This is a genomic window from Nitratiruptor sp. SB155-2, from assembly GCF_000010325.1.
In the GTDB taxonomy this organism is placed as follows: domain Bacteria; phylum Campylobacterota; class Campylobacteria; order Campylobacterales; family Nitratiruptoraceae; genus Nitratiruptor.
This window is the reverse complement of record NC_009662.1, coordinates 600,617-613,110: the sequence shown is the minus strand read 5'-3', so window position 1 is coordinate 613,110 and position 12,494 is coordinate 600,617. Positions and strand designations below refer to the sequence as shown.

Genomic DNA, 12,494 nt, shown 5'->3' with positions numbered 1-12,494 from the left:
CTATCCTACATTATCACAATTTTTGCGTGGAGCTTACCGGCATTTTTGATAGCCTGTATAATGGCAATGAGATCTCTTGGTGAAATTCCCAAATCATTGAGTGCCTTTACAAGATCCCTTAATGAGGGCGATTGTATAGAAAAGATCCTTCCGTTAGCCTCCTGGACTGTTGTCTGCGTCGATTGTGTTTGAACGGTGTTTCCTCCAGCTAGTGGGTTTGGCTGAGAAACGACAGGCTCTTTTTGGACCGTCACATAGATATTGCCATGGGAGATGTAGACCGGTGTATCTATCTTTATATCACCACTCATGATGACCGTTCCCGTTCGCTCATATATCACTATCGTTGGTTCATTTTCGCTTTGTACTTTGAGATCAAGAAGCTGTGAGAGAAACTGGACTTTATCGTATTGATTCTTCATGGGATACAACACGCGAATCGTGGATGCGTCCAGTGCAAATGCAAGCTCTTCTTTGAAATGTTTGTTGATTGCATCTACGATTCTTCTCGCCATTTCAAAACTTGGATGCTTCAGGGTAAGGGTCACCGTTTTTTGATCGTCAAAGCTATAGGGAAGATCTCTTTCTATAATCGCACCATTTGGAATGAGAGCCGTAGTCGTAAAGTTTTTTTGAACTTTCCCACCTTTGTTCGATTCACTAAAACCACCCCCTGTGGATGTAGGTCCCTGGGCAAAAGCGTATATTTTCTTATCTGGCCCAAAAAGAGGGGTACGAATAAGCACCCCATTGCCTATATCTTTCGCATCTCCCATACTCGACACCGTCACATCCACCGTCATCCCGCTTTTTGCGAAAGGAGGCAATTTTGCCGTCACAATGACTGCAGCCGCATTTTTCGTTTTTACGTCTTTTGGATCGATATTGATCCCCATTTTTTTTAGCATATTGGCAATACTTAAAAGGGTAAATTTCGTGGTTGTTCCATCCCCTGTCCCATTGAGTCCTACAACGATACCATATCCCGTCAAATAGTTTTCGCGAACACCAACAACGTTGACTTGATCACCGATCTTGACTTCAACGGCCCAGAGTAGTTCGAACAATGAAAACAATAAAAGTAAAAACAGTCGCATTCAAGTCCTCTATGTTTTCATTAATTATATCAAAACGGCCATATTTTCATCACAAATTTTGCCAGCCAACCCGGTTCTTGTCCATCTGTAACAAACCCCTGGCCATTATACTCCACATACATATCCGATATTCTTGAGGAGTCGATACTATTATCTGGGGATATGTCTTTTGGATTGACGATTCCCGCAATTTTAAGATACTGCGTATCTGAGTTTATCTTCAGATATTTTTTCCCTACGATGTACAGATTGCCGTTTGGATATACTTTCACGACTCTTGCAGTGATTTTCGCGATCAATTTCGCACTTCTTTTCGTCCCACCTTGCCCCGAAAAACTGTTTTGCGAGCTTCCATCAAGACTCAATAGCTCATCCCCTTGTACAACCGATCGGCCTTTGATTTTTGGGGTTGGAACACCAAGTCCTACGCTGTTGCTTCGTGAGGTCTGGACATCACTTTGACCTTTTCCAGATAGATTTTCATTGATGTTTATCGTGACCACATCACCAACTTCATAAGCTTTCATATCGCTGAACAGATTGTCATATCCACTGTATAAAGAACCTGGAACCTGTGGCTTAGGTGTTTGCATCACCTCTTTTTCACTTAAAATTTTCGGTTTCATAGGGGCTTTCGGTGCTGAGCCCATACATCCTGAAAAAAAAATCAATACAGAAACTGCACAACACCATCGGATAATACTTTGCATTCTAGAACCTTGTTTGTCGATATATTTTTCACTTTTATTATATCACCCCTTTTCCCGTTTTGAAGAGCAAGGCCCAAAAGCTCTATCCTAATCGGACCTTTTGCATAGATGATGCGAACATTTTGACGTTTTTTTACTGCATAGTTGGGTTCAATCATGTAGCGGGTAATTTTTCTATTCTTATAGATATTCACCCTCGCTACGGAACCGATTATCTCTTGTAGATCTGGGTAGTTTTTTCCATGAGTGACCATTTTTTGAACCGCCAAATCCTTTTTTTGTATCAGTGAGCCCCTTGGAATATCGTGTACCGCCACGACCACATTTGCAAGTGTTTTGATTATCACATAGGCTCTATATACGTGTGCTGCTTTATTTGCTTGTTTTATATGAACCTTGACATAAGCGTAATTTCGAGATACGGTTTCAGGTTCCACTGCAATAGTATATTTTCCCATGATCTCTATAGGTTTCATATGGAGTGAAATCTTTTTGATCTCTTTATTTGGATATCGCTTTTTAAAATATTTTCTAATCGCCTGTTCTAGCAACTCTTTTGAAAGAGTCTTTTTTTCAAGAGAGAGTGTAGTCTTTTCTCCTTTGATAGTTATATGCGAAGTGTCTATAAAATTTTCTTGCAGTAATCTTCGAACCTCCTCTTTCGTAACTACCAAGTCGTTTTGATAAAACTTTCGATCAACTCGAAGATGGGAAAGATATTTTTTTAGTGTTTGATTGTCAATATTGAGCGTGGCTATTTGTGACAGCTCTATGACGGGTGTATCGATGACAATCTGTTTTTTTAAAATGATGGTCTCACGACCAAAGAGTATGGTCGCGAAAAAAAGAAAGATGGCAATATTACGATTTAAGAGTTGCAACGGTTCGAAGCATTTCATCGGCAGTTGTTATGCCTTTGGAGTTCATCTCGTATGCTCGCTGGGCAACGATCAAGTTTACCATCTCCTCAACGATATTGACATTGGACATTTCCAAAAAACCTTGGGAAAGTTTTCCAAAACCGTTGGTATCAGGATCACCCTCTATTGGCTCTGCAGAGGCTTCTGATTGGACAAAAAGATTGCCTCCTATCGCTTTGAGTCCAGCTGGATTGATGAAACGATAGAGTTTAAGCTGTCCAAGTTCTTCAGTGGTCTGACCGACCCCTTCACTTCGTACCGCAACAACTTTTCCATTGGGACTGATAGAGATACCAACAAGAGTTTCTGGTGCATTGATCTGGATGTTAGGTAATACTTTGTATCCCTGATCGGTTACGAGATTTCCTTCGTTGTCTATTTGAAAATTACCGGCTCTTGTATAGGCTTCACCACCTCCTGGCAGTTCTATTTTGAAAAATCCTTTTCCTTGAATAGCCACATCCAGATCTCTTTCGGTATGTTTGAGGCTTCCTTGAGAAAATATTTTCGCTACATCCGCAACTCTTACGCCAAGTCCGATCTGAATACCCGTAGGAAGTCTATTCCCGTTACCGTTTTCAACGCCTGGATCTTTAATGTTTTGGTATATGAGATCTTCAAAGTTGGCTCTGCTTTGTTTAAAACCAGTGGTATTGACATTTGCGATGTTGTTAGAGACTACATCAAGATTTGTCTGTTGCGCCTGCATGCCTGAAGCCGAAGTCCAAAGTGCTCGTATCATATTCTATCCTTTACGCTCTTCCGATTTCATTTGTTTTTTGATTGAGTTGATCCATACTTTTTATCATATTACCATACATATCAAAGCGTCTTTGCGCCATAATCATCTCTGTCATCTCCATTAAAGGATTAATGTTACTCGATTCAAGATAACCTTGTCGAACTTTTGCATCAACTGTCAGTTCGTTTCCTTGAGGTTCATAATATGTATCGCCAATAATTGTAACATTGTCATAATTTTTTATTTGCAACTTCGTGACAAAGGCACCATTTTGATAGATAGAACCATCCTCCGTAACATTTATTTCGCTTTTTCCTTCCAGACGAACAGGCTTATCGGCAGTATCTAAAAGATAGTGCCCGTTTTGGTCAACCAACAATCCTTCATTATTGATCAAAAAATGACCATTACGCGTTAAAAATTTCTGATCCCCCTTTTGTACAATGAAAAAACCTTTACCTTCCAAGGCAAAATCAAGTCTGTTTTGTGTATGTTTTAGCGGACCTTGTGCAAAATTCAATATGCTCTCTTTGAATCTTGGAAACACAAAAAGATGATTGGAATCCCCTCCATTCTCATCAAGGCGTTGACTCATCTCTTTGACAACCATCTCTTTAAATCCTGTCGTATTGACGTTGGCAAGATTATTTGTCACGGTATCGAGCTGTTCCATCGCCCTAGACGCCCCGCTTGCCAATACATACGTTGCTTGTAGATCAAGAGCCATTGCTTATCCTTCCAAAATTTTGAGTCTCTCTTCAGGAGTGACTACATGAGTAATTTTCAGACCAAAATTGTTTTTTACTGTATAGAGTTCCCCTTTTGCAATCACTTTCCCGTTCACTTTGAGATCAACTGGTTCATGGATAAATCGATTGAGTTCCACCACGCTATTTGGATTGAGTTTGAGTACCTCTTCTAGAGGCATCTGGGTAGAGCCTATCTCCACTATAACATCCAAAGGAACATCAAGGAGGATGGAAAATTTACTTTTTTCTATTCTATCTTCCTCTTCCGTTTCACTCCCATAGCTCTCCTGTGCAAATTGTTGTGCCATCAATTCATCAGGAGAGAGCTCTGGCTGTTCTTCACTGTTTTGCTCTTCTGGTGATGGATTTGTCTCTTCACTCATTGTCCGCTTCCTCTTCTTGGTGCTCGTTTTTTAGGAGTGCTGCATATTTCTCTTTTATTTTTCCAACTTTGCATCGGAACTTATATTTATCAGAAATTCTCAAATAGGCATCCTCCTCTTTTTCAATATCCAAAATAAGCTCCATTCCTTCCTTCCATTGTAACACATCCCTCATCAAGTAGGTCTGTTTTGGAAGTTCCAAAGCAACTTCCACATTCGTTTGTAATAGAATCTCATTGACCCGTCTTTTCCATACAGGATCGATCTCTCCCTGAAATTCACTGTAGATAATCTCTTTGATAGGTAGAAACATACCATGCGGGAAACAGAAATAGATTGGTGCTTCAAAACCATCAATATCAACTATACACTCTGAAATAATCACTTTTTCATTTCCCGAAGTTATTCGCGCCAAAGCAGGGTTGAGCTCTATCGACCTTTTTTCCACATCTACAGGGTAAACTGCGCTAAAAACCTCTTGTAAAGACTCCAAGGCTATATCGATAAAATCCTTGATAACGTAAGTTTCCAGTTTTGTAAACTCTCTCCCTTCAACTTTAAAAGGTTTAGCGGGACCTCCAAACATCACGCTGATGACGGTGAAAACCAGTCTGGAATCGATAACTAACAGAGCCGTCTCTTTCAATGGTCTCATCGTAAACGTTGTATAGCTGGAAGGCATAGGGATATTGAACATAAAGTTATTGAACCGTGTGATATAGATGGACTCTTTTGAGACCATGTTGATTTTTGGAAGGACTTTACGGACCTCTTCTCGAAAAAGCTTAACCCATCGCTCATAAATGAGCTCAAGGCCGGGGAATCCCCCTTTTTTGATACTTTCTAATTCATCAAAGTCAAAGGGCCGAATATCAGAGAGTTCTTCTGTTCCGCTCTCCTCTTCTTGTTCCGATCCATCGCCACCTAGCAGCGCATCTATCTCTTCTTGAGACAAGAAATCCTGTTCAGACATTCCAGCCCTTATTTGAACTTTAAGCTATTATATTTCATTTTAATAATCATTTCAAGTTTTTGGAAAAAAACGAGACACTACTTTGACACTTTTTTCCATGTGTGACGATATTACACGTACTCTTCCCCACTTCCAAATTCAATCACACCTTTATTGATCAAATTTTTAATCTCTTCGATGATTTTCTTCTGAGCTTTTTCCACATCACTTTTCTTCACTGGACCCAGAACTTCCATATCTTCCAAAAACATTTCAGCCGCACGTTTGGACATATTGGATAAAAATTTGTCCAAAATCTCCTGAGGCGCACCTTTTAGAGCCATCATCAAAACGTTTTTATCAACATTTTTCAAAATTTCAATAATCGCTTTGTTATCCAATTTCAAAATATCTTCAAATTTAAACATTCTCTCTTCAATGTTATCTGCCAAAATTTCATCCTCTTTTCGAACCTCTTCCAGAAGCTCAACCTGTACTTCTTTTGGCAATGCATTGACTATTTCTGCTGCGATATCGATACCACTCAGCGTCTCTTCTGCTCCCGCACCGATGGTCAACAGCTCTTCTTCCAATGTATTGGCTACGATTTTTAGTGTTTGAGCATTGATCTTTTCTATAGAAGCAATTCTTTTTATCACCTCTTCTTGTACATTGGTTACTCCCACTCTTTTAGGAATATACTGTAATATCTCTGCTGCTACAGAAGGTTTAAGTTGTGAGAGGATAAGAGCAATTACCTGGGGATGTTCATTTTTAATGAGATTTGCCACCATTTTTGGATCGAGTTTTTCCAACTCTTTGAATATAGTTTTAAACTCTTCTTCATCAAATGTTTGATTTAAAAGTTTTTCTAAAACTTCAGGTGGAAGAGCCTTTTGTAAAATCTTTTTAAGATGATCGGGCGCAATTTTGACTGGAGAAGCCTCTTTCAAATTATCGTAAGCCTCTTTCAGTACTTCTAAAACTGATTCTTTTGATGGAGTTTCAAGCATCAAAATTGTTTTGACTATCCTTTCTACTTCGAAATCTTTCAATTTTTTAAAAATTTGTACACTAATATCTTCGGGAAGCGCAGAGATTAAAATAGCAGCTTTTTGCAGTTTCGTTAAATGAACATTTTTCTTTTCTTCGGACACAGTCTATCCTTGTTGTCATTATTTAAGTCATTTAATTATTTAATTAAAATCACTTTTATTTAAAGTTTCATATTTAAATATATTGTCGTTACTTATTTTAGTACATTTTATTTAAAATTAAGATGAATTAAACGATAATGTTCACATATATCCCAAAAAGGGTATTTTTATGGAAAAAGTCTATAATAACGAACATATCAAAATAGCAGTTCATCACCTTGATCTTGCCTCCCAAGAAGTTGCCGAGTGTTCAAACAGTGTCTTGCAGACTCTGCAGCAGCTTCAAAGGCAGATACAAGATCCAGTACTCCATGAAAAGATCAATGAAGCCATTGCCGTTTTACAATTAGAAGATATCATTGTACAGCGATTAAAAAAAGTCTCTGATTTTCTTACAATGATCGACGATAATATCGAACTGGAAAAAGATAAAAAATTTTTAGATGAATTTGCTTGGGAAAATGAGGTGAATCAAGATGATATCGATAAAATGTTTAACGAATATAAAGGATAGATAGATGAGAGTGAATGTCAGTGAAGATATGCAAGAGATTTTAGACGAGTTTGTCCAAGAAGCCGAAGAAATCATAGAAAACCTTGATCAAGAACTGATAGAACTCGAAAGCGATCCTACAAACAGAGATCTTCTTAATGAAATATTCAGAGGGATGCATACACTCAAAGGCGGAGCCGGTTTTTTAGGCTTAGAAAGTATTATTGAATTGGCTCACGTCATTGAGAGTATTTTTGACAAACTACGCAATAATGAGATGACTTTGACATCCGATATGATGGATGTCATTTTAGAGGGGATAGACGTTCTCAAATCTGCTATTGAGACATTAAAATCAGAAAACGAGATACCAGATGTTGATGAGATCAAGCCGCTGCTGGACAAACTTAATCATATTTTAGAAAATCCTGAATCGTTTCAAGCAGACAAATCGGCAAGATCTGAACAAATTAGTGAGGTGACGGAACAAGAACCATCTGAGGCGGAACAAGAATCCTCAAACAACAATTCTATAAAAGAAGAGATTATTTTCCATGATGATGTGGATGAGAAGATACAGCAGCTGATCCGCGAACATCCTGGAAAAAATTTCAAAGAGATTCTCGACGATCTCATTCTTTTGCCTCCAGAAGAGCGGGATATGGATCTTATCATGAAACTGGATGAACTTATCAACGAAGGAAAAGATGTTGAAGATCTTATCAAAGAAAGACGCATAATCGAACCAGAAGTCAAGGAGGAGTCCTCTGTTTCATCCAAACAAGAAGAAAAAGCACCGGTTACAGTACCGGAAAAATCAAAAACAGTACCCAAACCAAAGCAAAAAAAAGAGGAAACAGAAACTATACGGATAGATATAGAGAGAGTGAGTACTTTAATGAACCTTGTTGGAGAACTTGTTCTTGATCGAAACAGAATAGTTAAACTTACATCGCGACTAAGAAGTAACTGCGAAGACTCAGAAGCGATAGAAGAATTAAATGAGGCAATCGCAGGCATGAGTAGATCTGTCTCAGACCTACAAGAAGTCGTGATGAAACTGAGAATGCAACCAGTGAAACGGATTTTCAGTAAATTCCCTAGAATAGTTCGTGATCTTGCAAAAAAAATGGGTAAAAAGATTGAACTTATTTTAGAAGGTGAGGATACAGAAATCGATAGAAGTATTCTCAATCAACTCGAGGATCCTCTAATTCATCTGGTGCGAAACTCTATAGACCACGGTATTGAAACCCCAGAAGAACGCCTTGCCAAGGGCAAGCCAGAAACTGGACACATTATCCTCTCTGCTTTACAAGAAGGGGATAGGATAATCGTATCCATTGAAGATGATGGACGAGGAATCAATGCAGAAAAAGTAAAACAAAAGGCAATCGAAAAAGGACTCATTACTCCAGAACAAGCGGCACAAATGAGCGACAAAGAAGCTTATGAATTAATCTTTATGCCAGGGTTTTCAACTGTTGACGAGGTTAGCGAGATATCCGGTCGAGGTGTTGGAATGGATGTGGTATCCAATGTCATTCACTCATTGCGTGGCGCTATAGAGATTGAAAGTGAACCTGACAAAGGAACCAAAATAACAATGAAACTACCGCTTACTGTTGCAATCATTAGAACACTTATGGTAGGAACAAATAATCGAATTTTTGCCATACCTCTTTTTAGCGTTGTAGAAATCATTAAATATAACCCAGAAGACATCAAAGACGTAGGTACCTATAAATCATTGGTTCTTAGAGATGAAGTTTACCTCTTTTTCCATCTCAATGAACTTTTTGATTTAGAAAGCAACCATAAAGAAAAGTTTATTATAATTCTCAACATCGGAGAGAAAAATATCGCTATTGCTGTTGATGATCTTTTTGGCGAAGAGGAAATCGTTATAAAACCACTGGGTGAAATGCTCAAAGATGTCCAAGGTATTGCTGGAGCAACAATCACAGGTGATGGCAAAGTGGTGTTAATATTAGATATAAAATCACTTATAAACGATAAGCGTAATGAACTGATAGGAGTTATCTAATGGGTGAAATGAAAGTATTCGGTATAGATGAAAGTACAACCCAATCCATTAAGGAAGAAGAGCGCGTAATAGCTTTTATGCTCAATGACGAACTTATCGGGATTAATATAAAAAATGTAACAAAAATCACAAAAAAACTAGATATTTCACCTGTACCAAAAACTCCCGAATATATTATTGGTGTTATGAATCTACGAGGAAACATAGTACCTGTAGTCAATCTAAAAAAAATGCTTGATCTTCCAAAAAGTGATACAATCGATCAAGAATATATTTTAATTATAGATACTGAAATCGGAAATATTGGTCTTATGATTGACAAAGTTGTCGGAGCAATTACAATAGAAAATGAAGAAATTCTTCCAGCTCCTATAAACTCCATAGGAATTGATACAAAATATGTAATAGGAGTTATTATCACAGACCAAGAAGAGAAAGAGCATTCGAAACGGAATCTTTTAATTTTGCTCGACACAGATAAACTCTTCAATAAAAAAGAGATTCAAGAAAACCAAGAATAAGAGGCCGGGATGAAAAAGAATGATTATATGCCAAAAATACTTGAAACAGGTGCCAATGAACTAGAGATTATCGATTTTAGGATGTATGAAGAGCTTGAAGATGGCTCCATTTATGAATGGGTTCTTGGTGTAAATGTTGCAAAAGTAAAAGAGGTAATACAAAGACCTGATAATATTTTCAAATCTCCGGGTTCTCCTTCAGAAGTGGAGGGGCTTGCGAAAATTAGAGATGAAGTAATTCCTATTGTTAATTTACAAAAATGGATGAAAATTAAAGCTCCTCAAAACAAAGAGAACAAATATGTCATTGTCATGGAGTTTTTACGTGAAATTATTGGAATTTTGGTCCATGAAGCAAGACGAATACGACGAATTAAATGGACGGATATCAAAAAACCACCTTCAAGCATTGATGAAAAACTTGGCGGCAAGGTGGTTGGGGTTATAGAAATAGAAAATGGTCAACTTCTTTTATTACTTGACTTTGAAGGTATATTAGATGAACTTGGGATGATCAAAGTTTTTCATATCGAAGAAGAAGCGGCTTACAACAAAACAGGACAACGTTATAAAATTTTAATACTTGATGATAGTCCAGTTGCAAGAAGAATCATACGAAATATTTTGGAAAAAGATGGTCATTTGGTGATGGAAGCACAAAGTGGAATAGAAGGTTTGCAAATCTTGCACGAACTTACAGAAGAAGCCCAAAGAGAGGGCAAAGACATTACAGACAAAGTCCAACTCATCATAAGTGATATTGAAATGCCAGGAATGGATGGGTTAACTTTTACCAGAAAAGTAAAAGAAGATCCAATACTATCAAAAATTCCTGTCGTTATAAATACATCCCTTTCAGATAAAGCGACAGTTGATAAAACAAAATTTGTTAATGCAGATGCACATCTTGTAAAATTTGATACAAAAGATCTACTGCACATAGTACACGAATATGCGATAAAAAAATAGGAGGATAAATGGCATTACCAAATAAAAACATAAAAATTTTAGTAGTCGATGATGCACCAACAATCCGCCGAATCCTCAAAAATGCTCTTAAAGAGATGGGTTATGAAAATGTGGATGAAGCAGAAGACGGTCAGGTGGCATTACAAAAATTAAGAAGTGGAAATTATCAATTTGTAATAACAGATTGGAATATGCCAAATATGACAGGAATAGAACTTGTTCAAGAAATTAGAAAAGATCCAAAATTGAAACATCTTCCAATTCTAATGGTTACTGCTGAGGCAAAAAAAGAAAATATTATATTAGCGCTCAAAAGTGGTGTTAACAACTATATCGTAAAGCCCTTTACACCTAAAGTTTTAAAAGAGAAAATCAGTGCCATTTTCACACAAAAAAACAAAAAATAGGAGCATGCAATGGATAAAAAAGAGTTAAAAAACAATGGTGATAAAAACAAATGCCAAGAAGAACTTCAAACATGTCAAAAGGAACTTAAAGAGAGAATTAAACATGAGAAAATAATATGGTATGACAGTGGAATAAAATTAGGAATCGGTCTTTTTGATGCTGCGCTTGTAAAAACAGGAATTTTTAGATTTAAAAACAGATTCAATATTTTTCAAGAGTCTTTTGATAAAATCACCAAAACAAGCAAAGAAAGCCTAAAAACGACAGATATTATCATGGAAAGTATTCATGAAATAGAAAAAACACAAAATGAAACAAATAGTTATATTGAGGAAGGTGAGTCAATTCTCAATAAAACCAATGCAGACATTTTAGATTCTGTTAAAGCAATGGATAATTTAACAAAAACAACTGAAGAACTTAAACGAAAAATTAGTGGAATCGATCATGTTCTCAACGTTATTCTTGAAATCACCGAACAGACAAACTTATTGGCACTTAATGCTGCAATTGAAGCGGCACGTGCTGGAGAAGTTGGACGAGGATTTGCTGTCGTTGCCGATGAAGTTCGAAAACTGGCTGAAAAAACAAGTAAAAGTGCTGGTGAAATTCGAGAAGTGACTGTCTCAGTGATGGATGAAATGGATAACACATTACAAGTCGTCAATAATGCAAAATCAATTGTTGAAGATAGTGCAGAAGGCGCTAGTGACGTATTGAAGTCCTTTTCAAAAATAAAAAAAGAGAGTAATAAAGTTACTGACTTAATCTTCAATCAAATCGAATTTACAAAAAAACAAAAAGAAAATATTTATACTTTTAGTGACGAGATAAACAAACTCAATAATGAATTGAAAGAAGTACAAAAACTTGCAAATGCTACAGGTCTCAATATTCTAGCTGCCACTGACCAACTAAGTGAGGGATTTGAAAATTGTGCTCAAGTAGACCCATATGATGCAGCTACTAAAATATTAGCAGCAATTAAAGACCATTCCATATATATTGTAGATACTGCAAAATTAGCAGAAGGATACGAAGATGTCAAACTTACCGATTATACTTCATGCCGTTTTGGAAAATGGTTCTATTCTAATGATTCTTTCAATGACATAAAAAAATATGGCCCAGAGGTCATAGCTATGTTTGAAGATTTGGAAGAAGATCATAAAAAAGTACACAATATTGCACACGAAATTCAAAGATTAACGAAAGAAAATAAAAAAGACGATGTATTTCAGAGTTTTAATGAACTTGCAGAAGTTTCAGGGGAATTGGTGAAAAAACTAAGTAAACTTTACACAATCATTGTGTCTTTAGAAAAAGAAAAATTAGCTTCTCAATAA

14 protein-coding genes are annotated in these 12,494 nt (G+C 36.9%); 6 read left to right on the top strand and 8 right to left on the bottom strand.

Annotation, left to right across the window (positions count from 1 at the left end; genetic code table 11):
* Positions 1-5: 5 nt before the first annotated feature.
* The 8 genes from NIS_RS03365 to fliG form a co-directional block, all read right to left on the bottom strand.
* Positions 6-1,097, bottom strand: a complete 1,092-nt coding sequence (locus NIS_RS03365) for a flagellar basal body P-ring protein FlgI (RefSeq protein ID WP_012081990.1) — start codon at positions 1,095-1,097, stop codon at positions 6-8.
* Between the two features lie 29 nt (positions 1,098-1,126).
* Entirely contained in the window at positions 1,127-1,807 is a 681-nt protein-coding gene (locus NIS_RS03360) for a flagellar basal body L-ring protein FlgH (RefSeq protein WP_041353998.1), read from the bottom strand.
* Entirely contained in the window at positions 1,765-2,706 is a 942-nt protein-coding gene (flgA, locus tag NIS_RS03355) for a flagellar basal body P-ring formation chaperone FlgA (protein WP_083754354.1), read from the bottom strand. Before flgA ends, NIS_RS03360 begins: the two co-directional genes overlap by 43 nt.
* Complete coding sequence (flgG, locus tag NIS_RS03350) at positions 2,669-3,469, bottom strand: flagellar basal-body rod protein FlgG (protein WP_012081987.1); 801 nt, start codon at positions 3,467-3,469, stop codon at positions 2,669-2,671. The genes flgA and flgG overlap by 38 nt, the downstream gene beginning before the upstream one ends.
* A gap of 10 nt (positions 3,470-3,479) precedes the next feature.
* Entirely contained in the window at positions 3,480-4,196 is a 717-nt protein-coding gene (locus NIS_RS03345) for a flagellar hook-basal body protein (protein WP_012081986.1), read from the bottom strand.
* Positions 4,197-4,199: 3 nt separating this feature from the next.
* Positions 4,200-4,601, bottom strand: coding sequence for a FliM/FliN family flagellar motor switch protein (locus tag NIS_RS03340; RefSeq protein ID WP_012081985.1), 402 nt, complete (start codon positions 4,599-4,601; stop codon positions 4,200-4,202).
* Complete coding sequence (locus NIS_RS03335) at positions 4,594-5,574, bottom strand: flagellar motor switch protein FliM (protein ID WP_012081984.1); 981 nt, start codon at positions 5,572-5,574, stop codon at positions 4,594-4,596. The genes NIS_RS03340 and NIS_RS03335 overlap by 8 nt, the downstream gene beginning before the upstream one ends.
* 110 nt (positions 5,575-5,684) lie before the next feature.
* Entirely contained in the window at positions 5,685-6,710 is a 1,026-nt protein-coding gene (gene fliG / locus NIS_RS03330; RefSeq protein WP_012081983.1) for a flagellar motor switch protein FliG, read from the bottom strand.
* Between the two features lie 169 nt (positions 6,711-6,879).
* Between fliG and NIS_RS03325 the strand changes: the two genes are divergently transcribed.
* The 6 genes from NIS_RS03325 to NIS_RS10435 are packed head-to-tail and all read left to right on the top strand — an operon-like array spanning position 6,880 to position 12,494.
* Positions 6,880-7,224, top strand: coding sequence for a hypothetical protein (locus NIS_RS03325; protein ID WP_012081982.1), 345 nt, complete (start codon positions 6,880-6,882; stop codon positions 7,222-7,224).
* Positions 7,225-7,228: 4 nt separating this feature from the next.
* Entirely contained in the window at positions 7,229-9,250 is a 2,022-nt protein-coding gene (locus NIS_RS03320) for a chemotaxis protein CheA (RefSeq protein ID WP_012081981.1), read from the top strand.
* Positions 9,251-9,258: 8 nt separating this feature from the next.
* A complete protein-coding gene (locus NIS_RS03315; RefSeq protein ID WP_197524234.1) occupies positions 9,259-9,771 on the top strand; it encodes a chemotaxis protein CheW in 513 nt (170 codons plus the stop codon).
* A 9-nt stretch (positions 9,772-9,780) separates the two neighbouring features.
* Complete coding sequence (locus NIS_RS03310; RefSeq protein ID WP_012081979.1) at positions 9,781-10,740, top strand: chemotaxis protein; 960 nt, start codon at positions 9,781-9,783, stop codon at positions 10,738-10,740.
* 8 nt (positions 10,741-10,748) lie between these two features.
* Positions 10,749-11,147: a chemotaxis response regulator CheY gene (locus NIS_RS03305; protein WP_012081978.1), complete on the top strand. Its 399-nt coding sequence runs from the start codon at positions 10,749-10,751 to the stop codon at positions 11,145-11,147.
* 9 nt (positions 11,148-11,156) lie between these two features.
* Complete coding sequence (locus tag NIS_RS10435) at positions 11,157-12,494, top strand: methyl-accepting chemotaxis protein (protein WP_012081977.1); 1,338 nt, start codon at positions 11,157-11,159, stop codon at positions 12,492-12,494.